This is a genomic window from Cyclobacterium jeungdonense, from assembly GCF_010994275.1.
In the GTDB taxonomy this organism is placed as follows: Bacteria; Bacteroidota; Bacteroidia; order Cytophagales; family Cyclobacteriaceae; genus Cyclobacterium; species Cyclobacterium jeungdonense.
On record NZ_WMCD01000001.1, the window covers coordinates 156,474 to 178,931 of the forward strand.

Genomic DNA, 22,458 nt, shown 5'->3' on the forward strand with positions numbered 1-22,458 from the left:
CGAAAGCCTGTAACGATTACTTTTAGGCAATAATCCAATTTCATGAAATCACTTTCGTTTGTATTTATCCGGCTGGGCATTGGAATTAGCATGTTCGGTCACGGGCTGGTAAGGATTCCCAAACTCAATGCCTTCAGTACCGGGATGGTAGGTAATTTTAGTGAGTCCTATTTACCTGGCCAAATAGTGAAGCCGTTTAGTCTGGCCTTACCCTTTCTGGAGTTAATAGTGGGTCTCCTGCTAATCCTAGGTTTGAAAACACGGCTTGCAGGGATTTCAGGTGCCATTTTGATGCTATGCCTGATGTTCGGGACCTCCATGATAGAAAATTGGGGATCCCTGCCCTCTCAAATGATTCATTTATTATTTTTCGTTCTGGTATACGAATTTCATCAGGTAAATACCTTTGCTTTAGACCGAATGAATTCTCCATCTAATTAAATGTATATGATCGATAAAGAAGATCTCAAATCCCATTTACCCTTTATTACAGATTCCAGGCTGAGGGATGCACTGCTGAAAGAAGGAAGGCTTATGAAGGTTGAAAAGGGAAAAGCCATCATGGAGCCCGGGCAATTTATAAAGATGGTGCCCATCATTTTAGAAGGTAGCATAAAGGTACTTAGAATGGATGAAGAAGGCAGGGAATTATTTCTGTATTACCTGGAACCAGGGCAGACCTGCGCGCTTTCCCTAACTTGTTGCTCATCTTCCAAGCCTAGTGAAATTAAAGCCGTTGCAGAAGAGGATTCCGTTTTATTGGCCATTCCGGTTCACGTACATGAGCAATGGTCAGATGAGTTCAAACAATGGAAGGACTATGTGTCCAGTACCTACCAATCCCGTTTTCAAGAAATGCTCGAGACTCTGGATGCGGTAGCCTTCAAGCGCATGGATGAGCGCCTGATGCGGTACATTGTTACGAAGATGAAGCAGGCAAAATCCAATGAACTGCACACCACCCACCAGGAAATTGCTTCCGAATTGGGAACTTCACGGGAAGTGATTTCCAGGTTGCTAAAACAATTGGAAAAGAAAAAATGGATTGAGCTGGGTAGAAATGTGATTTACATCAGAGATGATTTTGAGGAGTTAATCAGCAAATGAGATTCCCATAAAGCAGGGCATTTCTGCCATAACCATAACGTGGAATTGCTAACTGAAAGTCTTCTAGCAGGCTACTCCCACTTCCAAGAGGTTTTCATGACATGAATAGGTAATGAATAAGGGGTTCCTTTTACTTCGTATTTGCTTTGGGTTTTTGCTGATTTCAGAACTCAATGCTCAGGACAGGTATTCCTTTAAGTTCAAAAAACTGGAAACGGATAAAAACCTTTCTAGTGGAAACGTACAGGCTATTTTTCAGGACAAAGATGGATACATGTGGTTGGGGACAAATAATGGGCTGAATCGATTTGACGGATCCAGGATAAAGAATTTTTTTGCAGATGAGCGAGATTCCAGTACCATTAGCAGCCATTCGATATATAAAATTTTCCAAGGTCCCGAAGGTAATGTGTGGTTTAAAGATTTCGACAAAATTGTCAATGTCTACCTGAAAGATAAAGGCATTTTTGAGCGGGATATGGACAAGATTTCCATGCAGTATAAGTTGAGGAGTTCAGACATCACCCGGGTTTTTGAAGATTCAAAAAAAAGATACTGGTTTTTACATCCCTATGAAGGTATTAGTCTATTAGACAGCGGGCTACAGGAGTGCCAGTATTTTTTTTCTAAAGATTCAGAGGAAGGTACCATTAGCAGTAACCTGGTTACAGACATACAGGAAGATCCAAATGGTGATTTTTGGCTGGTTCATGCCAATGGGTCGATAGACATTTTATCCGGTAGGACTTTCAAGGTTTTTAAGCGGATTCAACTACCGGATTCCAAAAGACCGCTTCCCCAATGCTCTTTCGAAATGGTGATAGACCAGGCCGGAGATGCCTGGGTTTTTTGTCCGGATTACGCATTGGGTGTGTTTTGGGTTTCGGGAAAATCCCAGCTTGTTCAAGCAATTAATGAATCCTCCGAACAAATCAAACTGAATAACTCGCTGGTGAAATCCGTGCTGGAATATGCTCCTGGCCAGATTTGGATTGCAACGGATCATGGAGGAATCAATATAATTGATACCCAAAAACTGGAAGTACACTACGAGCTCAACCAACCTGAAAATCCCTTATCGCTATCGCATAATGCAGTCTATGCCTTGTATCTGGATGCGGATGGGATAGTCTGGGTAGGAACACATAAAAGAGGGGTAGATCTTTATCATCCCAGATTGAACCGCTTTGGTCTGATAAAAAGGGAAATAGACCCGGAAAACCCCATCCCAAAAAATGATGTGAACGCCATAGAAGAGGATGCCCAAGGCAATATCATTGTAGGTTCGAATGGTGGCGGTCTGTGGCGGTATGATCCTAAATCAAAATTCTACTTGGATGGAGACCAGTGGGAAAACCAGAGCGGAAAAGCACCCGGATCGGATGTGGTGGTGGTGGACTTGCTTACCGATCAATCGGGTACGCTTTGGATAGGCACCTACCAAAGTGGTCTTTACAAATACGATGGGAAGAATTTTACCCAATTTGAGGCGGCTCCGGGTAATCCAGCTGCCTTGCAGGACAATAATGTTTGGAAAATATTTGAGGATAGTGCCGGAAGATTATGGGTAGGAACCTTGAGGGAAGGGCTCTTTTTGATGGACAGAAAAAGCGACACGTTTACCCAATACACACTGGAGGGACAGGGTATCCCCCTGAACAACCAATACATAACAGGGATTACGGAGGATAAGGAAGGAAATATCTGGGTAGGAGGGGGCCGGGGCATCGATGTCTTTCACCCCGAAAAAGGGTATCAGCAGTATTTTTCAGGGGGCCCAACAGACCGATCCGGTCTTAGCAATGCAAATGTTTCTGAAATAATCCGGGATTCTTTTGGAACCATATGGGTAAGTACCGGAAAAGGCTTGTTTTATTTCGACGAACCTACCAAATCCTTTAAAGTTTTTGACCAATCCAGCGGCTTGAAAAATGATTTCCTGGTCAGCTTGGTTCCAGATAAGAATGGTGATTTATGGCTGAGTTCCCAGAATGGGCTGATTCATGCAAAAGTGAATCGCCGCTCCGGAAAATTGTCCCTTGGTTTTAGGTATTTTACTACCGGAGATGGTTTGCAGGGGGATTATTTCAATAAAAACGCCGCATTTCTATCGGTAGACGGCAGGGTATATTTTGGCGGAGCGGACGGCATCAATTACCTGGAGCCGGAAACGTTTCCTTTCTTCGACAAGGAACCAAAAGTAGTATTCACAGGTATCCAGCTATTCAACCAGCCGGTTGGTATAAACGAATCGGTTAATGGAAGGGTCTTGCTTGAAAAACCCCTGGATAAAATTCGATCCATTAGGTTGAAGCATCATGAGAATTTATTCACTGTGGCTTTTTCCTCCCTGAATTACCTCAACCCTGAAAAAAGCAGTTTTTTGTATCGTCTGGACGGATTTAGTAAGAATTGGGTAAGTAAGGAAGCCGCTCCTTTTGGGGTCACATTCACGAATCTCGATCCTGGCACCTATACCTTGCAGGTAAGGGCTGCTTCAAGTGACGGGGTGTGGGGAGATGAAGTGGCTTCCCTAACCATAGAAATTTTAACCCCTTTTTGGTTGACCCCCTTGGCTTACCTTGTTTATGGGTTGGTATTTTTAGTAGCTTTCTTTTTTTCCTGGAAGTGGTTTGTTTCCCGGGAACGCCAAAGGCTCATGCGTGTAGAGGAGATAAAAGAAAATAAAAGACTTGCCGAACTGGATCAAATGAAGAACCGGTTTTTTACTAACGTCAGTCATGAGTTTCGGACGCCGCTGACCTTGATTCTGGCACCCATAGAGAAATTACTTAAAGACAAAAAGGAAGAGGGTCCTGAGGGTTTTCAACTCCAAACCATTCAGAAAAATGCTCAAAAGCTATTGCTGATGGTTAATCAATTACTGGAAGTTAGGAAATTGGAAAACGACAGCTTGCAGTTGGTTTTGTCTCAGGGGGACATGGTGACTTTTATAGAGGAACAAGTACGTTCCTTTCAAAGCCTGGCGATACAGAAGCAAATTGGCTTGACTTTTAGTTCCAACGTTCGGAATATCCCCACTGCCTTTGATACAGATATGATGGGGAAAATGATTACCAACCTGCTGTCCAATGCTTTTAAGTTTACCCCTGTTAATGGGGAAATAAATGTAAGTTTGGATTTTCAACAGTACAGCCTGGAAGAAGGATTCCTGGAAATAAGGGTAAGGGATTCAGGGATAGGAATTGCGAAGGATCAATTGGATCGGATATTTGAACGATACGTAACCCTGAGTTCACACGAAAATCAGGGTACGGGAATCGGACTTGCTTTGGTTAGGGAATATGCAAAAGTTCACGGAGGGACAGCTCGTGTTTACAGCGTTCCGGGTCAGGGCGCTACTTTTACTGTTTCCCTTCCTTTGAAATTGAGAGAAGGCTATTTGATATGGGAAGAATTTTTCATGGACGCCGGCAAGGAAGAGTTAATCGCCTCCGGAAGGGGATCCGGAGTTGCCATGGAAGACCTTCCCACTATGTTGCTGGTAGAAGATAATTCCGATCTCAGGCTTTATCTTGCGGAAGTATTAAAGGATACCTATACTATTTTACAGGCCTCTAATGGTAGGGAAGCTCTGCAATTAGCGCTGCGGTACATTCCGGATATCATTCTTTCGGATGTGCTCATGCCTGAAATGGATGGTGTAGCTTTTTGCCAAGCGGTTAAAACGAATATTAAGACTTCTCATGTTCCTGTCGTTCTGCTAACAGCCAGGACGGCAGATGAGGATCAGTTGATTGGATTGAAGTCTGGCTGTAATCTCTATCTGGATAAACCTTTCAATCTGGAAATTCTACGTTCGTCGCTTACTAATCTCCTGAAGGATAAAGAAAGGCTGCAAAAACACTATCGAAAATTCATATCCGTGCAGACAAGCGAAGCTGAACTCGAATCTCTTGATGATAAATTAATACAAAAAGCAGTAGCTTTGGTGGAAAAGGAAATCGAAAATCCTGAATTTTCGGTGGAAATTTTGAGCAAATCTATGGGAATGAGCAGGGTACACCTGTACAAGAAAATTAACTCTCTTACCGGCCAAAGCCCCTTGGAATTTATAAGGACCATTCGTTTGCAAAGAGCCGCCCAATTACTGGGAATGAATCAGTATACGGTAGCCGAAGTTGCATATAAAGTAGGATACAACAATGCCAAATACTTCTCCAAACATTTTAAAGCCAATTATGGAAAAATTCCATCCCAATACCAAAAGGATATTGAGAATGATTAATCGTATCTTTCTGACACCCGTTTTTTTATTTATAGCAGCTTGTTCCGCTCCACAATCCGATCCTCCGGAACCTGTTTTGCCGGTGCCTCACGAGCGGCAGCTTGTTTGGCAAGACATGGAATTCTATGCCTTTGCCCATTTTAACATGAACACCTTTACTAATATGGAATGGGGGATGGGAGATGAAGATCCTGCCTTGTTTAACCCTACTGATTTTGACCCCTCTCAATGGGCCAGAATCTGTAAAGCTGCTGGAATGAAAGGTATTATACTTACTGCCAAGCATCACGATGGTTTTTGTCTCTGGCCTACAGCTACTACCGATCATTCAGTAAAAAATGCTGCCTGGAAAGAGGGAAAGGGAGATATTATTCGAGAGGTGTCAGATGCTTTCCGTGCCGAAGGCCTTAAATTTGGCGTGTACCTTTCTCCCTGGGATAGAAACCATCCAGATTATGGTAAACCGGAATACATAACCGTCTTTCGGGAACAACTCAGAGAATTATTAACCAATTACGGAGAAATCTTTGAAGTCTGGTTTGATGGTGCGAATGGAGGTACCGGCTATTATGGAGGCGCCAACGAGGAAAGAAGGGTGGATAAAAGGAATTATTACGATTGGGATACTACCTATGAGCTAATCCGTGAGCTTCAACCCAATGCCGTTATTTTTGGCGATGCAGGACCGGATGTACGTTGGGTAGGCAATGAACACGGCTATGCCTATGAAACCACCTGGTCAAACCTGATGCGGGACTCTATTTATGGAGGTATGCCCGAATATGCCGAAAAATATTCCTCCGGTCAGGAAAATGGAACCCATTGGGTTCCGGCGGAGGCCGATGTATCCATCCGTCCGGGTTGGTATTACCATCCTTATGAAGATCACAAAGTTAAGTCCCTTCCTCAATTATTGGATATCTATTACCGCAGTATAGGCAGAAATAGTTCCTTGCTCTTGAACTTTCCCGTCGACAAACGCGGTAAAATTCATGAAAATGATGAGGCTCAACTTATGAAGTTGGTCGATAAAATTCGAGAGGATTTTTCATCACCCCTGCCTTTGGAGAACGCAAGGCTTTCGGCAAGTTCCACGCATGGTCAGGGTTTTAACGTAGAGAATACGATGAGTGAAGAAAACAACCTCTACTGGGCGGCTGAAGAAGGAACAACAAATGCCACTATTCAGGTTGATTTTGATGAACCCGTTCGATTCAATCGCTTTTTGGTCCAGGAATACATTGCCCTGGGGCAACGGATTAAATCCTTTGAACTGAATATTAAGGCTGCTGACGGGACCTGGCAAAACCTGGCTTCGGGAACCACGGTCGGTTATAAACGGATACTGCGCTTGCCAGAAGCAGAAACCACCGCTATCCGGTTTGTGATAACAGATGCAAAAGCCAGTCCGACTATTCAGCACATGGCCTTTTTTCTGGCGCCAAAGGTGTTGCTTCCACCCTCAATTACCAGAGACAAGTCAGGTTTGGTGACTCTGGAGGCTCCGGAGGAGGGACTGGAATTGTTATTTAGTCTGGATGGGTCGAATCCGGAACAGAATGGGCAGGTATATACGGCTCCCTTCACTGTTATGCAACCAACCGAAATCCATGTACTTTCAAGGGACAATAGTACAGGGGCGACGAGTGAAGTAGCTAAAAAAGAACTTCAAATTGCAAGGAAAAATTGGAAGGTAATGGACGAGGGACAGAATACCGACCATTTAATAGATGAGAACCCGGCAACAAACTATTACGCTGAAACAAACGAAGTTTCCATAGATTTGGGGGAATCCTACTTGCTCAACGGGTTTACTTACTATCCCATGCAAAACAGGAATTTATCCGGCTTGATTACCAATTATGCTTTTTATGTTAGTGGAAATGGGGTACAGTGGGAAAAGGTCAGTGAGGGGGAGTTCGGGAATATTGTTAACAGCCCCATCGAGCAACGGGTAAATTTCTCCCCAATCGAGGCCCGGTATATCCAATTACGGGCCCTGGATAAAATGGATGAAAACCCTGCAAGCTTTGCGGAAATTGGTGTAATCATAGATAACCAATAAATTATCTGGAAAAAAAGTCATTAATTGGAAGTTAATTCTAAAATCACAAGAAATTTGGAGGATTGGTTTGATTTTTGTATTTTAATTAGAAATTATTTTATATAACCATCCAAACCAATAAACTATGTTAACCTGGGTAATTGTATTTCTGGTAGTAGCCTTGATTGCTGCAGTATTAGGATTTTCCGGACTCGCTTCCGGACTGGCATCCATCGCTAAAATTATATTTTACATATTCGTAATTCTTCTGGTGATCAGCCTTATAGCAGGGGGGGTGAATGGATTTTAATTAAAGAAAACAAGGCCATCTGTAAAAAAAGGATGGCCTTGTTCTATAATTGGTAGGGTGGATTGCTCGCTTAGTAAGACAGAACTTCTTCTTGACGGGTAACTTGAACCACTTCTTCTAAGAAATCAATGGATGCCTCTAGCACCTCGTCCCAGTGTTCGGTTTTGATACGAGAAGCAATGACGTGATCCCCGGCATCAGGAAATGCTATTTTTCTTTTAAGGGATTCTGGTGTTTCGATCTGCGTGTACATGTCCAGCATGGCAGGCACCGATACTACCTTATCCTGGATTTCTTCATTTTTGTAAAAATAGCCCATAAACAAAGGCTGGTCTACTTTTTTAAACGTTTCGGCGTTCATTTCACTTTTCAGGAGTATGGCCAGGCTGGTGTACGCATTGATATGAAGGCGATCGGACCAGTATTTTCCTTCCTCGGTTTCTCTGGGTACTTCCATAATGCCATTTTCTGTCATGGTCAATTTCATCAGTACTTTCATCCAGGGTTGAAAAAGTGGATCCAACCGGTCCCCATAAATACCAATGCATGGGGAATACAATAGTATAGCGTGGATTTCAGGTCTTTCTTCAGCCAGAACTAGCGACAAAGCCCCCCCCATGGAAGTGCCAATAACAATAACTTTCTCCCCCAATTGCTTGCTGATCATGTAAGCTTCCCTGGCTCCCTGAACCAAATCGGCGGCATTCAGGTACTCGAATGCATTCGGTCGGCTGATCCCATGTTCCGGCAGTCGGCTCAAATAAAGATTTGCCCCAAAATGTTCGGCAATTTTGCGGTGCACCGGGTCGCCTTCCATGTGGCTGGCGCCAAATCCATGAACATAAAGGATACTGTAAGGTGTCTTTTTTTTGGTTAGGCTATCGGCCCAAACGATCCTTGCCCGGTTGTTGGGTTTCAGTCCGGATACGGTATCTTCTTTTTGCTTGATATAGGCTTCGAGGCTCACCAAATCTTCGGGGACTTCCGGATACGTACCACTGAGGTCCTGGGTGCTTTCTTTGGGACCCAGCATGTAAAGGAAAACCAGCAAAATGGCAGATCCCATCAGCCAGGGGATGATTCTTTTCATCTGTTTATAATTTGTTTTTTAGCTGTCAGATGGAATCTCGCAATGATAATCGTTCCTCTGTGTGTCGCCTCCGACATGCTCGATTTCATATGATTATAATTGTTTTTTAGCGGCCATATGGAATCTCGCATGCTTGGTAATCATCCCAATGTGTGATGTTTTCGTCCCAGGCTCGATTTCATATCCTTATTTCTTAATGTCTTCATAGGAGGCCACCACCCCTCTTACCATGGCAGAACTGAATCCGTGATGCTCCATTTCGTTTAGTCCCTTGATTGTGGAACCTTTTGGCGTTGTCACTTTGTCAATGGCAGCTTCCGGATGAATTCCCTTTTGAATGATCAGTTCTGCTGCCCCTTTTACCGTTTGATTCACTATCTTATTGGCGGTTTTGGCATCAAATCCTATTTGAATCCCTCCCTGGGTCATGGCGCGCATAAAACGCAGTACGAAGGCGGTTCCGCAAGCTCCCAGCACGGTGGCAGCTTCCATTAAGTGTTCCTCTATGGTAATGGAAATACCGACACTGTTGAAGATGGATTTCACCATATCTTCCGAATCGTAGGTAAAATCCTCCCCGCAAATGCAGGTAACGGATTCTTTGATATCCGCCGCAATATTTGGCATTACCCGGAAAACAGTAGTGCCAGGTTCCAGTTCCTTTTTTATGGTTGCCAGGGTAATTCCTGAAGCTAAAGAAGCGATTACCTGCTTTTCCTTCGCCAGGAAAGGCTTGATCTCCTGAAGTACGGGAACGATATTGTAGGGTTTAACCCCCAAAATCACAAAGTCCGCCTCGCGGACAGCTTCTTTGTTGTCTGACAATACACGAACGCCCTGGGATTGCAGGTAAAAAAGGCTTTCAGGGTGTCTTTTGGTAACCGTCAGGTTTTTACCATCAAATCCCTTGCTCCCCAATAATCCGTTTACGATAGAAAGTCCCAGGTTTCCACAACCTATGATGGCGATTTTTTTGTTGGTTTCCATTACTGGTTTTTTTATAAAATGAAGCCCTAAATTAATCAATTATTCGTGGAAAGTTAATTTAATAATTTATTCCAACGGGGGCTGAATTTGTTGTGTGTAGATATAAAAATTTGGATCTGTTTCAAACATAATTCCTGCCTCCAAGCGATCGGTGGACTGCCAGGTAGCATTTGGTTCGAGCCAATGGGTTTGCTCATGTTGATGGAGCTTGATTGGCATGAAAAAGTCCCCCACCACCTCCTGCCAACGGTAGTATAGGCTTCCATCTTTCCAATAATACTGAAAAAGTGGAACCTTCGCCGTACGGAGATATTGGTCAAAGAATGATTTTAAGGGAAGGCCGGTTTCCAAGGCCAAAAAACCTTCAATATCCTGTGTGGACACCGTTTGGTGGTAAAATTGAGTGTTCATTTTTCGTAGAATAGCCCGCCATTTTTCGTCCTGGTCTATCCACTGCCTCAGGGTATGAAGGATATTGGCCCCCTTAAAATACATGTCTCCAGATCCCCTCTGGTTAACCTCATAATCACCAACAATGGGGATGTCGTTTTTGATGACTTGCCGGGCTCCTTGAAGGTAGGCATTCCCTGCCAGTACCCCGTAATGATAATCCAAAAAAAGACTTTCTGAATAGGTAGTAAAACTTTCGTGGATCCACATATCGGCTATGTCACGGTAGGTAATGTTATTGGCAAACCATTCATGACCTGCTTCGTGTATGATGATATAATCAAACGTAAGGCCCCAGCCGGTTTCACTAAAATCTTTTCCCTTGTAACCCTGCTGGTAACCATTTCCATAGGTCACAGCAGATTGGTGTTCCATACCCAAATAGGGCACTTCTATAAGCTTGAAACCATCTTCATAAAACGGGTAGGGACCAAACCAGTGTTCAAAGGCACGCATGAGGCGCGGTACATCCCTGAATTGCACCTTGGCTTTTTCCAGGTTTTCCTTTAAGACAAAATAGTCCAAGGATAGCGTTCCTTTTTCACCCAGATATTCTTCCGAAAAATGCGCGTAGTCGGCTATGCTGATGTTTACACCGTAATTGCTAATGGGATTATTTACAAACCAATGGAAGGTCGTTTTGCCCTCAGCTAGTTTTTCTTTTGCACGCAATCTACCGTTAGAGACGTTTATCAAAGGATCGGGAACCGTAACACTGATCAGCATGCTGTCTGGTTCGTCGTACATATGGTCCTTGCAGGGCCACCAGAGGCTTGCCCCGTCTCCCTGGTTGGAATTGGCTATAAATGGATTGCCTTTTTGATCTTTTTCCCAGGTTAGCCCACCACTCCAGGGCGGATTGGGACTGATTCTGGGTTTGCCTCCATACCAAACCTCTAGCTTCCTGACTGTACCCAACTCCTGTGGCGATTCCAAATCCACGAAATAGGCATTTCCTTCCTGTCGGTACTTCAGTTCCTTTTCCCCCTGATAAAATCCATGGATTTCCATAGGTTCCTGCAAGTCGATTTGTAGCGTTTGTCCTTGCTTTAGGACTTTGTAATGGACGGAATTTTTCCCTTGGATGGATTTTTTTTTGGGATCCACTTCGATATCCAGGTGATAATAGACCAGATCCCACCAGGCTCTTTCCGGGGTGATGCTTCCCCGTAGACTGTCTTGCCGACTATAGGGGATGTTCGATTGTTGGGCCTGTACTCCTCCAGAGAAGACAATCAAAAATCCCAAGCAAAAAATCAAGATGAAGCGGGGAGTGAGAAGCAAAAGTTTTTTCATGTTTTGAATCTTCATTTATTCGTAGCGGTTTGCCAGGTCCAGCTTTTCCAGGTCGATCATTAATTGAGCCAGTTTCTGGGCAACATCTTTAAAAAATCGTTCACCCTTTTCAGGGCTGGAAGCTTTAGGATTTCCGATTCCTGTATCTTTTGTGACCATGGACCACTTTCTTTCCGCCCAGGCCCAGCCCTCTCTTAGTGCTTTCACTTTTGATTTTTTTTCAGCACCATCACCGGCTTCGGACAGAGGGCCGACCAGATGTGGATGCAGGTGCATGATCAGGCTGGTTTCCATTTCATCCGCATGATCACCCATGTGCTCAAAGTAGATGGTTTTATCCATGGATTGAAACCAATTGCAAGTGCTAAAAAACATGTCGGGAAATTCCAGTCCGATTTCGCGCAAAATAGTTTTAAAGTCATTTCCTCCATGACTGTTTAATATCAACAGTTTAGGGATACCTTGCCTATGCAAGACATTGGTCAGGTCCCTGATAATGGCCAATTGGGTGCTGGGATTGAGATTCATGTCCAGGTAAATGTCCGATTGGCCGGTATTGACCCCAAATGGAATGGTGGGGAGGATGGTAATTTTGGCTCCGGATTTCCAGGCAATTTCTCCAGCAGCAGCAGCGATGGCATCGGCTTCAAAAATATCGGTACCGTATGGCAAGTGATAATTATGCGCTTCAGTGGCAGCCCACGGCAATACTGCCAACTCAATTTTTTCATCTTTTAAGGCTTTCCAGTTGGTCTCTGCCAAAATATAGGGTCTCATTGTCAATAAATTAATGATTTAAATCGGTTCTCTAAAACGTAAATAAACCATATTTTTTTAGAAATTCCATCTCAAATCTGGTATATCAAAAAGGCTGAATGCTCCCCGGGCAGCAATAGCCGGAATGGTGTGCTATTACAGATACGTTGTTGACACTATTGGATACGATTTTAAAGCCCGGGATCATTCCTGCCCCGTGCTATGGTATTTTTCGGCAATGGATGCCAATTTTTCTTCAATGAATTCGCTGTCCAGCCAACGTCCCCTGACCATAACCCCAGTAGGATTCCGAAGATTTCTCAGATCTTCCAGCGGATTATTTTCTACCAGTATCAGGTCTGCTTCCATTCCTTCTTTTATTTGGCCAAAATTCCCTTCAAAAAAAGTAGCAGGATTAACGGTGCCAATTTGCAACGCCTCTAAAGGGCTCAGTCCTGCATCGAGCATACCCTGCAATTCGTGATGGATTGAAAATCCTGGTACATTGAATACCTGAGGGGCATCGGATCCCAATAATAACCCGTGCCCATTCATGTGGAGCGCTTTGATAAGGTCGTGCCTGATGTCATTAAACCTTCGCCACTGATCTGCATCATAATCATCCCCTGTTGTCTGATTATTTTTACTAGCTATCCAGTTTTTTATCGTTTCCGGATTCATGTACTTCATTTCCGGCTGCCTGGCCAGCTCTTCTGCAGGAGTGGGCGAAAACCAGCGATCAAAAAGCGCCTGCGTGGGCACCACCCAAACCTCATTTGCTTTGCTAAGTGCCACCAATTCCGGAATAAGTTCTTTATCAGCCAGGTCCGTGAAATTATAGCCAAAAAAACCATTTTCTATGGGATTAACCCCTGCCTCCTCTGGAACCAGGCCTTCCAGAAAACCATCTAAATGATCCACTGTCTGGTATCCACTGGAAAGGGCGTGACGAATACGGACCAGATTCGAAACATGGCCTGCATAGGGGATTCCGACTTCGTTGGCGGTCTTTACCAGGGTGTCAAAAACATGTAACCGAATACCGGGATGCAGCTTCAGAAAATCGTAACCATCTTCAGCATAAGCGATCACCTTTTCCCGGGCCTCCTCCGGATTGCGAACGGTGTTTCCGTTCAGTGAGGGACTGGAGGTAAAAATTCTCGGAGATAGGATTTCTCCCTCTTCCGCTTTCTCCCGCAAGGGTAGGTGTACCGGATTGCCCAGCATTCCCCGGATAGTGGTAATGCCATTGGAAAGGTAGAGGAAAAGGGTCTCTTCCACCAAGGGGTCGTTCCATTCCAGGGTAGGGATATGCGCATGCATTTCTGCCAGGCCCGGCAGGAGGTAGTTAGCCTCACCTGCAATGACCTTACCCTCTCCCCAATCAACAGGAGAGCTAGCAGGAACGATCCGGTCAATTAGCCGACCTTTAATGATGACATGGCTGGTATCTACTTTTCCAGACATTATATCAATGACCCGGACATTTTCCAATACAGTATATTCTGGAGTCAGGGAAAATTTTTCGGTTTGCGGTCCACAGGAAAAGAAAAGGAGACTCAGAATTAGTGAAATAGGGAGGTAATTCATAGCGTTGGATTTGGTAGGAAATTTAGCTTGATGTTTTGATCTGCTCTTGTACCAGTAGAAGGATCTTACCCACATGCTTTGAACTTTCCATCAATTGATGCGCTTTGAATGCCTCTTTCAATGGAAATGCGGTATGTACTACCGGGTGGATCATATCCGGGAAAAGGGGCCATACCTGAGCCATTAGTTCAGTTGCAATGTTGCCTTTGTACTCCACAGATTGAGGGCGCAGGGTGGAACCAGTAAGCACCAGTTGTTTTTTCATTATCCGAATCAAATCGACTTCTCCGATGCTTCCATCCATGGCGTTGATCATGATCAGTCGGCCCTTCTGAGCAAGCAAGCGAATATTTTTTAAGGCATAGGATCCCCCTACCATATCCAGAATCAGGTTTATTTCTGCCCCTTGTAACCTGGTTTTCAACTTTTCTTCAAAGTCCTCATTGCGGTAATTGATGGCCATTCGCGATCCCAGTTTCTCGCAGATTTTGCATTTCTCATCGGTACCTGCCGTTGTGTACACCTCTCCGCCGAGTGCTTTAATCATCTGAATGGCTGTGACGCCAATTCCGCTGCTGCCGCCATGTACCAATACTTTTTCGCCCGATTGAAACCTGCCGATCTTGAAAACATTGTTCCATACGGTAAAAAAGGTTTCCGGCAGGGATGCTGCTTCTTCCAGGCTGACTCCTTCCGGGATGGTGAGGCATTGATCTGCTGGGGCAACCACGTATTCTGCATAACCACCACCGGCGATAAGTGCGCATACCTCGTCACCTATTTCCCAGGTTTTAACCGTTTTGCCCAACTTCTCCACCCACCCTGAAACCTCCAATCCCGGAATATCCTCCGGTACACCATCCGGAGCAGGGTATTTTCCCAGGCGTTGGGCAAGATCGGGTCGGTTTACTCCTGCCGCCCGAACGCGGATAAGCACTTCGTTATCCTTGGGCACCGGAAGCGGCCTTTCTTCCAGCTGCAAAACTTCAGGGGGACCTGGTTTGGTGATTACGATTGCTTTCATCTGTTTATATTTTTTTTTCAGCGGTCAGGTGGAATCTCGCATGCTTGATAATCATCCCTCTGTGTGTCGATCTCGTCATGCTCGATTTCATGTGTTTATAATTGTTTCTTAATGGTCACAACTTGTCCCGTATCGAAGGTCGGGATAGCAGGTCCCGAATTTATTTGGGAGAATTTCCCATGGTTGTTAATCATCCCACCGTGTGACGTATTCGTCATACTCGATTTCATTTATTTATTTTATAACCAATAGAGGAATATGAGTGTGATAGGCCATCTCAACACTGTGACTTGTGGAAAACAGGGAATTAAAAAAACTTTTCTCCTTCGAAAACATGACCAGCAAACTGTCCGATTTGCCCTGCAGGTATTCGTTTAAACCCTTGTCGCTGTCTTCACCCTCCAGTTTTTCAAACGTAAAGTCACAATCTGGAAAATTCTCAGTCAAATGGGCAGCGATGCCTTTAAAGCTGATTTCTTTGTTAAAATCAGAGCCGGACTCCACATGAACCACCTCGTAGGGTAGGTTCCAGGTTTCCGTAAGTTCGATTAGTTTTCGGAACATGGTTTCGTTTTCATTTTCCAGTTCCAGCGCTACCCTTATTTTTTTGATTGATTCGAAAGTGGCATTAAAGGGCACGGCGATGACGGGGACCTCACTTTCCTTAACCACAGTGGCCGTGTTGGATCCAATCAGGTTTTTTTTGATTCCACTCGCTCCTTGCGTTCCCATGATGATCAGGTCATAATCCCCATTCGCTACCGTGGCGAATATGGCCGTGGAAACCGTACCCTGAATGATTTTATAATCCACCTTTACCGAACCATCGGTGTCGCTAATCACTTTTTTTAATGCTGCTTTGGCATCGGATTCAATGGCCTGAATAATCTCTGCTGCCTGAGCCGCAAAATCATAGACCGCGTAATACGAATACATTAAGGTAATGCTGGCATCTTGCTGTTGCGCATAAGACCTGGCAAAAGAAAAAGCATTGGCCGCATTCTCGGACAAATCGGTTGGAACTAGGATCTTCATAGTAGGTTTTTTTATGATCCTTAAGATAATGAAATTTAATCTATTCGGCACAATGATTTAAATCATATATCTTTGTTATTCATACCTAATCAAGCAATGTTTGAATTTGATAAAGAAAAACATTATCCAAAGGAAACGGAGAGCCGGGTGGTCGTTCGCTTTCAGGATTGTGACCCATTGCAACACCTGAACAATGCCAAGTATTTCGATTACTTCTTCAATGCCCGTGAAGACCAGGTTCCCAAGTTATACGGTGTGGAAATGATTGATTTTATCCGCAAATACAAAGCTGCCTGGGTGGTGTACAACCATACTATTTCCTATGTCCGACCGGCCCGGGTAGGGGAATGGGTCCGTATCATGAGCCGCGTCATCTGGCATGATCACCAAACCGTGCTTATTGAATATTACATGACCGATGACAACAAGGAGGAGTTGAAAACCTTACTGTGGACAACCATGCGCTATGTGGACATGAAGGAAGGGAAGTCTACCGAACATACTGGGGCTGTAAAGGATTTCCTAATGGCCGTATCAGAATCAATCGACATTCAGAAGATGACTGTAAAAGACAGAATCAAAGAAATTAAATCCAAATTATAGGCGCACCAAATCCATTGGATAAACTAGCTAAATAAGCTGAAGGTAACCAGGATCTGGTTTTCTTTTTCCCAGCGAATCCATCCACTTCCCAAAGGTTTGAAATCCTTGTCTAAAAGCGTAACCTTTAGCCATTGCCCCTTTGCTGCTGCCTGCAGAAATGCAAACTCGGAACGAACCTCGTCTGCATTTTCCTGAGGTTTGATTCTGACGGCTACCTGCTGGCAAGGTAAGGTCTCTTCCGAAAAAACGGGCAATAGAAATTCCGGCCAAAAGATCAATCTTTTAAAAAATAATTGTTTTTTCTTTAAATCAAAAGAATTTTTACAAGGTAACCGTTTGATCCTGGTAAACTTACTGTCGTATAAAGCCGCTTTTGCCGGCCTTTTTCAGGCTTTGTTCCGACCAAAGGTAAGCCTCGGGTACATCTCCCAAAAAGCTGGTTTGGGTAGGTGCTATCAGGGCGGGAATTTGGTACATGTCTGTTATTTTTAGTACGTTTAGCAATTCCAGAGCGGTATCTCTGCCGTTAACAGGGCTGGGTTGGTCATGGGTCTCCGGAGGATGGGACAAGATTAGCTTTTCGCATTCCTCGTCCAAAAAAGCCGCATACATGGCAACCAGCCCCATGCCGTCTCTGGCAGCGATGCTGATTTTTTCCGGATCTACTCCAGGCAAGGTTCGGGCATAGTCCAGGGCCCGCAAGGCATCGTATACCTGCATGGAAGGCAATGTTCTTCCCGTCCAGGCTGCTGCCCTGCGCACGTGCCAGTTTAATTCAGGTGCCCAGCCAGCCTCCCCGGTTCCCCGTACTTCCAGATAGGCAACGTTTTGTCCGCGGGCGATTTTTTGAGCAAAACTTTCCGAATCCCAGCGTTCTTCACCGGGGCTACTTAAAATGATTACCAGGGGATGGTTTTCGTCCGGATTCTGACGATAAAACACGTTCAGCTTTAAGCGCCAGCCTTTTTCGCTGTTAAACGCAAACGTCTTATTTCCAAATGGAGCCAGGTCAGCCGTTCGGTATATTTCTTTGCCTTCAAAGGATGCCGCCGCTTTAGGAAATGCTCCAAAGGTATGGGTGGATAAATATTCTTTAACCTTTTTGCGCTGCTCTTCTAACTCTTTTTCACTATTGATTTCCGGCGGGGAAGGGATCTTTAGAAAGTGATCCTGAATGACAGGAGTAAGATCCCCCTCAGGTGGGGAATCCCCATACACCGCCAGGCTTTCGGCGGGAAGCAAGGCAGCGGGATCCGTTTCGATGTCTGCAATTTGCCCGGGAGAGACGTTTTTCCCCATCAGGTGTTTTAAGAAGAATGAAAAAATGGCTTTGCGCGATTTTTCGTGGTAAGAATGCCCTCCGGGTGTTATTACCAGGGAAACATGATCTTCCGCTTCCAGGTTTTTGTAAAAGGAGGATAACATCTGGTAAAATTCCCGGGTGGATTCGACGCCATAAAGTTCGTCCCGGTCCGACTGGGCAATTAGTAGCGGCTTTGGAGCGATCAGGGCTCCAATGTCAGTGAAGTCCATTTGAAACGTGTTGTTCGGCATCATGCAATCGCAGTGTCCGTCAATCCTTCGATCGCCTATCTGGGAATCCAGGGTGCCAGCCCCACATACAGGGGCGGCTGCTTTGATCCGGGGATCTGCTGCGGCCAGGTACCAGCTTTGAGATCCCCCGCCGGAAATACCGGTGACGCCAACATTGTTCATATCCACTTCTTCTCTTTCGGCCAGGTAGTCCAAGGCCCGGATGGCGTTCCACAGCTCTACAGCAGCGGGATTGTAACCGCGGGAATACCAGTGAAACCAACCTTTGTTATAGGGTCCCCAGTGATGGCCATCCACTTCCCCAAATTGCACGGTATCAAATATCAGGGAGGCAAAGCCCAGTTGGGCGAGTTTACGTGGATGGGCCTGGTAATGCGCTTTTTGCCCAGGTGCATGGCCACAAAGGTATAAGACCAGTGGTCGTGGGGAGCTGGTATCGTCTGGTAAATACAAATTGGCCGGTACAAACAATCCCGGCAAGGACTCAAAATAAAATTTTTCAATCGTAAATCCATCTTCCTGAATGGTCCCCGTATGGCGGACAGGAGGTGCGGTACGCGGCCCCTCCATGGAAAAGCCCATCATTTCGATAAACTGCTGGTATAGCTCCGGCCTGCGGTTTTCCCAGTCGGAAGGAGAGAGGTTTTGCGGTGGAAAACCAGCACTCAGGGCAGTAGCTTCCTGATGTAAATAGGGCAGGATCGAATTCCGAACCGGACCGTCTTGAGCCATGGAAGTAAACAGTGGGCAAGTAAGGAATACTGCCAGATAGAATGAAAGTAGCTTTGAAGGGCTTGTCATGGGTATTTCATTAATATTAATCTGATCCGAAAAGCAACAATGGCATAGCCTGTCCGTCCGGGAAACTGCCTGGTAAGCTAGTCAAAAAACCCTTAAATACCATCAAAATACGCGCAATTGGAGATATATTCAGCCATGCAGACTTAAAACCAAACGGTTGTTTTCAGGACTACAGTGTAGAAGGAAAAGAACAACTAGTAGCCTCAGAGAACTCCGAGAATGCAATTTTGGACCCCTGAAGCCTTGTTTTTGTTTGATGGGGATTACTTTTATTTTTCAGAAATTCTGTTTAGCTTAACTCCATGAAGCCATTTACCAAGCAACAAACCCAAGATTATGCCCGCGATGGATACCTGGTGGTACCTGGATTTTGCTCCCGGGAAGAGACGGATAGATTATACCGGGTTGCCCTGGACGATGAGGCCATGCGTAAAAATGCCATGGACCTCAACGATCAATCGGGAAAAAAGACCCGCTTGTCCCTCTGGTTTAAGCCGGGAAATGATGTTTTTGGCTACCTGACCCGTAGCCGGAAAATGGTTCAGTCTGTGTCGGAATTGTTGGAAGGAGATGCTCCTGTTTGCCATTTTCATTCCAAATTGATGCAAAAAGAACCCAAGGTGGGTGGAGCCTGGGAATGGCATCAGGACTACGGGTACTGGTACAAAAATCAGTTTATGTTTCCGGATCAGTTGCTAAGTGTAATGGTTGCGCTTACCCCAGCCTCTAAAGCAAACGGATGTTTGCAGGTAATCAAAGGCTCGCATAAGTTGGGGAGGGTTAACCATGGCTTTGCCGGTGAGCAAGTGGGTGCGGATAAGGTTATGGTCGACAATGCCTTAAAAACCATGGAATTGGTATATTGTGAGTTGCAGCCCGGTGATGCCTTGTTTTTTCATAGTAACCTGCTTCACCGTTCGGCAGCCAACCTGTCGGATGAACCCAGGTGGAGCATTATCTCTTGTTTTAATTCCCTGTCAAATATCGCGTACAATGAACCTTCCACTGCATGGAAGGAACCCATAGATCAGGTACCGGACGAAGCCATTTTGGAATGGGAAGCAGCTTCCCTTTCGGAGGCCGATTTTCTAAAAAAAGAAAATGATCCGGCCCTAAAAAACACTGGATGGGAATCGGATGTGGAGATTCAGAAAGATAGCTGAAGTTGCTTTTTTTGTTTGGTTAAGTCATCACGACCAATCACCTTCACTTGATTGCTCAACAAAAAGATGGAAAATTATCAGACTGGGTTCGGGATTTCAAAAAGTTTACAAGCAAGAAATTGCTCAAAATGATATTGGAAAATCCACAGGAAAGCAGAAAGGAATGGTTGAAGATGATTTTTGCTTATCATGCTAAGTTTAATAATAGATCTGGAGAAATGCAATTTTGGACACATGAAAACCATGCCATTGAACATTATCGAACTTAATTAGCGATTTCCAGTTTTACCTTCACTTTTTTTAATTTCTGGCCAGATGTATTTTTAAGCAGATCGGAAACCTTATGACGGGGAATGGCTACATAGGTTGCCGTTTCCAGGATACTGATCAATCCAATTTCATTGCCTTTCAGTCCACCTGTTTTGGTTAAAAAGCCCAGCACATCCCCTTTGCTGATCTTGTCTTTTTTCCCTCCGCTGATATACAGGCATTCCATAGTAGGAGGTTCGGGAATGGTGAAATCCGCTGGGACATGGTATTCCGGCAATTCTTTGGTCAAATATTCCGGAAGGTGCTCGTCATGGGCCAATACCAGGTAGCCGGTTCCAGAAGCATGCATGCGTGCGGTTCTGCCATTGCGGTGAATATATGCCTGCTCCGACGTGGGAAGTTGGTAGTGCACCACCTGCTTTATTTCGGGAATATCCAGACCTCTGGAAGCCAAATCGGTTGCAATTAGTATGTTCTGGCTACCATTCCGGAAACGTATGAGGTTTTTCTCCCGGTCTATCTGTTCCATGCCACCGTGCAGCAGGGCATGAGCGAAGTTGTTTTCGGTAAGCAACTGGCTGATTCGGTTCACAGCCTCCCGGTGATTGCAAAAAACCAGGGTACTTTCCCCACCCAAATCCGCCAGTAGCCGCAGGAGTGTATCCGCTTTTTCGACACTGGAGGTTCTCACCAATTTCAGTTCCAGATTGGTGGAGGATTTATTTTTCAGAAAATCCAGGGTCTCCCAATCTCTGTTTGGAAGCATATCGGGTAGGGGATCCAGAAGCGTGGCGGAGGTCAAATAAAATTGGGGATTTCCCTTTATTTTTTCGAACAGCATATTCAATTGTTCGTGGAAGCCAAGTTGAAGGGACTTGTCAAATTCGTCCAGGACAATAAGGGAAAAATTATCCGGCTCGATGTTTCCGCTGAGGACATGGTCGGAGAGTCTTCCGGGTGTACCCAACACCAGACCGGGATTGTCTTTAAGGCGATTGGTTTCCACCTTCATCTCGTGGCCGCCGTAGCAGGTGCAGGAGGAAATCCCTGTCTTCAGTGATTTGAATACTTGTTCGATTTGCAAGGCAAGTTCCCGTGAGGGTACTACTATCAATGCCTTTTTGGAAGGACCTTCTTCCTGCAGTTGTTGAACGAGGGGAATGAGGTAAGCCAGTGTTTTGCCGGAACCCGTTGGGGCCAGTAAGATCACTTCGTTGGATGAAGCTGCCTTTTGGAAAAAGGCAAGTTGCATTTCGTTAAACGCGTCGAATGGAAGATTATCAAGAAAGGGTTGGTAGTCGGGATTGTTTGCTGCAGTCATTTGGCAAAGGTACGGATTGTGGTTTCGGAAACCGCCCTCCGGAGCAAAATTCAACAAGAATCCAGTTTAAAAAACCTGCTTTGAGCTAAGCCTTTACCGTGAAATAACAAAAAGGCATCCCATCAGCAATGACGAGATGCCCAAAATATACCGTTAAGAGAATTAAATTAATTTCTAGTAAGAATTTTGAATTGATCCATCACCTTATAGGTAGCACGGGTAAGGTCAATGTGAATATTTGGAGAGGCATAATCAAAATAGGCGGAGGTGTATCCCTGCCAGATGGTATTACCCTTTTTATGATCGATAACCAGGACTACCAACATGCCGTCATTTTGAGTGTATTTTACCGCATTGTAGTTTTCCCCTCGTTTTTGGCGCTCAATACTGTCCAGAACGGATTCTTCCACCAACTCTATCCCCTGCTTTTTTAACCAGTAGTCAAAGTTGGGCTGATTGTATCCTCTGTAACGAACCTCACTCATGTATAGCTTGTGAATGATCAACAAATCGGGATTATTTTCTTTTTGCCGGAAGCCTTGTGAACCCAATCGGGAACTAATGGATTTTTCAATAATGCCGGTAAAATCGGCATCGTTTTTTCCTTCCTCTTCAACAAAACCAAAGGTCTGGTATTTTTTAAAGGCTCCTCTGTAATTGTAGTCGTATTCGGCAATAAAATCTTTTTGGGATAGGCAAGCTGAATTAAGGATCAGCAAAACAAAGATGAAGTAGTTAAAATTTTTCATACAATTTTGTTTTGAACGTGTTGGAGTTATGGCTTGAAGTAAAATTAATAGACAACCTT

At 44.7% G+C, this 22,458-nt stretch carries 19 protein-coding genes; 8 read left to right on the forward strand and 11 right to left on the reverse strand.

Features of this window, described 5'->3' with window-relative positions; translation table 11 throughout:
- Positions 1-42 precede the first annotated feature (42 nt).
- From GKS34_RS00565 to GKS34_RS00585, 5 genes are all read left to right on the forward strand, one after another.
- Positions 43-441, forward strand: a complete 399-nt coding sequence (locus tag GKS34_RS00565) for a DoxX family membrane protein (RefSeq protein ID WP_163382870.1) — start codon at positions 43-45, stop codon at positions 439-441.
- A 9-nt stretch (positions 442-450) separates the two neighbouring features.
- Positions 451-1,107, forward strand: a complete 657-nt coding sequence (locus GKS34_RS00570; RefSeq protein WP_163383695.1) for a Crp/Fnr family transcriptional regulator — start codon at positions 451-453, stop codon at positions 1,105-1,107.
- 112 nt (positions 1,108-1,219) lie between these two features.
- Complete coding sequence (locus GKS34_RS00575; RefSeq protein ID WP_163382871.1) at positions 1,220-5,356, forward strand: two-component regulator propeller domain-containing protein; 4,137 nt, start codon at positions 1,220-1,222, stop codon at positions 5,354-5,356.
- A complete protein-coding gene (locus GKS34_RS00580) occupies positions 5,349-7,421 on the forward strand; it encodes an alpha-L-fucosidase (RefSeq protein ID WP_163382872.1) in 2,073 nt (690 codons plus the stop codon). Before GKS34_RS00575 ends, GKS34_RS00580 begins: the two co-directional genes overlap by 8 nt.
- Positions 7,422-7,545: 124 nt before the next feature.
- The gene (locus tag GKS34_RS00585; protein ID WP_163382873.1) at positions 7,546-7,710 is read left to right on the forward strand and encodes a DUF1328 domain-containing protein; all 165 of its coding nucleotides are present in this window, start codon (positions 7,546-7,548) and stop codon (positions 7,708-7,710) included.
- Positions 7,711-7,780: 70 nt separating this feature from the next.
- Here the strand turns inward: GKS34_RS00585 and GKS34_RS00590 are convergent, their stop codons facing one another.
- The 7 genes from GKS34_RS00590 to GKS34_RS00620 form a co-directional block, all read right to left on the reverse strand.
- Positions 7,781-8,800, reverse strand: a complete 1,020-nt coding sequence (locus GKS34_RS00590; protein WP_163382874.1) for an alpha/beta hydrolase — start codon at positions 8,798-8,800, stop codon at positions 7,781-7,783.
- 186 nt (positions 8,801-8,986) lie between these two features.
- Positions 8,987-9,787 (reverse strand): pyrroline-5-carboxylate reductase, encoded by an 801-nt coding sequence (gene proC / locus GKS34_RS00595; RefSeq protein WP_163382875.1) that lies wholly within the window; start codon positions 9,785-9,787, stop codon positions 8,987-8,989.
- Between the two features lie 66 nt (positions 9,788-9,853).
- Positions 9,854-11,533 (reverse strand): M1 family metallopeptidase, encoded by a 1,680-nt coding sequence (locus tag GKS34_RS00600; RefSeq protein ID WP_163382876.1) that lies wholly within the window; start codon positions 11,531-11,533, stop codon positions 9,854-9,856.
- 15 nt (positions 11,534-11,548) lie between these two features.
- Positions 11,549-12,310 carry a creatininase family protein gene (locus GKS34_RS00605; RefSeq protein ID WP_163382877.1) on the reverse strand — a complete coding sequence of 254 codons (762 nt, stop codon included), beginning with the start codon at positions 12,308-12,310 and terminating at the stop codon, positions 11,549-11,551.
- Between the two features lie 183 nt (positions 12,311-12,493).
- A complete protein-coding gene (locus GKS34_RS00610) occupies positions 12,494-13,879 on the reverse strand; it encodes an amidohydrolase family protein (protein ID WP_163382878.1) in 1,386 nt (461 codons plus the stop codon).
- A gap of 22 nt (positions 13,880-13,901) precedes the next feature.
- Positions 13,902-14,903 (reverse strand): NAD(P)H-quinone oxidoreductase, encoded by a 1,002-nt coding sequence (locus GKS34_RS00615; RefSeq protein WP_163382879.1) that lies wholly within the window; start codon positions 14,901-14,903, stop codon positions 13,902-13,904.
- 234 nt (positions 14,904-15,137) lie between these two features.
- Positions 15,138-15,938, reverse strand: a complete 801-nt coding sequence (locus tag GKS34_RS00620) for a universal stress protein (protein ID WP_163382880.1) — start codon at positions 15,936-15,938, stop codon at positions 15,138-15,140.
- Between the two features lie 96 nt (positions 15,939-16,034).
- On the opposite strand from GKS34_RS00620, the gene GKS34_RS00625 reads away from it, so the two are divergent.
- Positions 16,035-16,541 (forward strand): acyl-CoA thioesterase, encoded by a 507-nt coding sequence (locus GKS34_RS00625; RefSeq protein ID WP_163382881.1) that lies wholly within the window; start codon positions 16,035-16,037, stop codon positions 16,539-16,541.
- Positions 16,542-16,564: 23 nt separating this feature from the next.
- Here the strand turns inward: GKS34_RS00625 and GKS34_RS00630 are convergent, their stop codons facing one another.
- Both GKS34_RS00630 and GKS34_RS00635 read right to left on the reverse strand, forming a co-directional pair.
- Positions 16,565-16,819, reverse strand: coding sequence for a hypothetical protein (locus GKS34_RS00630; RefSeq protein ID WP_163382882.1), 255 nt, complete (start codon positions 16,817-16,819; stop codon positions 16,565-16,567).
- A 73-nt stretch (positions 16,820-16,892) separates the two neighbouring features.
- Positions 16,893-18,896: an alpha/beta hydrolase gene (locus GKS34_RS00635; RefSeq protein WP_163382883.1), complete on the reverse strand. Its 2,004-nt coding sequence runs from the start codon at positions 18,894-18,896 to the stop codon at positions 16,893-16,895.
- Positions 18,897-19,198: 302 nt separating this feature from the next.
- Here GKS34_RS00635 and GKS34_RS00640 point away from each other — a divergent pair, with 302 nt between their 5' ends.
- Both GKS34_RS00640 and GKS34_RS00645 read left to right on the forward strand, forming a co-directional pair.
- On the forward strand, positions 19,199-20,059 hold the full coding sequence (locus GKS34_RS00640; protein WP_163382884.1) for a phytanoyl-CoA dioxygenase family protein: 861 nt from the start codon (positions 19,199-19,201) through the stop codon (positions 20,057-20,059).
- Between the two features lie 47 nt (positions 20,060-20,106).
- Positions 20,107-20,328: a hypothetical protein gene (locus GKS34_RS00645; RefSeq protein ID WP_163382885.1), complete on the forward strand. Its 222-nt coding sequence runs from the start codon at positions 20,107-20,109 to the stop codon at positions 20,326-20,328.
- On the opposite strand, the gene GKS34_RS00650 is transcribed toward GKS34_RS00645, so the two are convergent.
- On the reverse strand, positions 20,325-21,650 hold the full coding sequence (locus tag GKS34_RS00650; RefSeq protein ID WP_163382886.1) for a DEAD/DEAH box helicase: 1,326 nt from the start codon (positions 21,648-21,650) through the stop codon (positions 20,325-20,327). The genes GKS34_RS00645 and GKS34_RS00650 overlap by 4 nt on opposite strands.
- Positions 21,651-21,817: 167 nt before the next feature.
- The gene (locus GKS34_RS00655; protein WP_163382887.1) at positions 21,818-22,399 is read right to left on the reverse strand and encodes a DUF4136 domain-containing protein; all 582 of its coding nucleotides are present in this window, start codon (positions 22,397-22,399) and stop codon (positions 21,818-21,820) included.
- Between the last annotated feature and the right edge of the window lie 59 nt (positions 22,400-22,458).

Coding starts and splice junctions, on each gene's coding strand:
- GKS34_RS00565 (WP_163382870.1), top strand. CDS start 43: ATGAAATCACTTTCGTTTGTATTTATCCGGCTGGGCATTGGAATTAGC.
- GKS34_RS00575 (WP_163382871.1), top strand. CDS start 1,220: ATGAATAAGGGGTTCCTTTTACTTCGTATTTGCTTTGGGTTTTTGCTG.
- GKS34_RS00580 (WP_163382872.1), top strand. CDS start 5,349: ATGATTAATCGTATCTTTCTGACACCCGTTTTTTTATTTATAGCAGCT.
- GKS34_RS00585 (WP_163382873.1), top strand. CDS start 7,546: ATGTTAACCTGGGTAATTGTATTTCTGGTAGTAGCCTTGATTGCTGCA.
- GKS34_RS00590 (WP_163382874.1), bottom strand. CDS start 8,800: ATGAAAAGAATCATCCCCTGGCTGATGGGATCTGCCATTTTGCTGGTT.
- proC (WP_163382875.1), bottom strand. CDS start 9,787: ATGGAAACCAACAAAAAAATCGCCATCATAGGTTGTGGAAACCTGGGA.
- GKS34_RS00600 (WP_163382876.1), bottom strand. CDS start 11,533: ATGAAAAAACTTTTGCTTCTCACTCCCCGCTTCATCTTGATTTTTTGC.
- GKS34_RS00605 (WP_163382877.1), bottom strand. CDS start 12,310: ATGAGACCCTATATTTTGGCAGAGACCAACTGGAAAGCCTTAAAAGAT.
- GKS34_RS00610 (WP_163382878.1), bottom strand. CDS start 13,879: ATGAATTACCTCCCTATTTCACTAATTCTGAGTCTCCTTTTCTTTTCC.
- GKS34_RS00615 (WP_163382879.1), bottom strand. CDS start 14,903: ATGAAAGCAATCGTAATCACCAAACCAGGTCCCCCTGAAGTTTTGCAG.
- GKS34_RS00620 (WP_163382880.1), bottom strand. CDS start 15,938: ATGAAGATCCTAGTTCCAACCGATTTGTCCGAGAATGCGGCCAATGCT.
- GKS34_RS00625 (WP_163382881.1), top strand. CDS start 16,035: ATGTTTGAATTTGATAAAGAAAAACATTATCCAAAGGAAACGGAGAGC.
- GKS34_RS00635 (WP_163382883.1), bottom strand. CDS start 18,896: ATGACAAGCCCTTCAAAGCTACTTTCATTCTATCTGGCAGTATTCCTT.
- GKS34_RS00640 (WP_163382884.1), top strand. CDS start 19,199: ATGAAGCCATTTACCAAGCAACAAACCCAAGATTATGCCCGCGATGGA.
- GKS34_RS00650 (WP_163382886.1), bottom strand. CDS start 21,650: ATGACTGCAGCAAACAATCCCGACTACCAACCCTTTCTTGATAATCTT.
- GKS34_RS00655 (WP_163382887.1), bottom strand. CDS start 22,399: ATGAAAAATTTTAACTACTTCATCTTTGTTTTGCTGATCCTTAATTCA.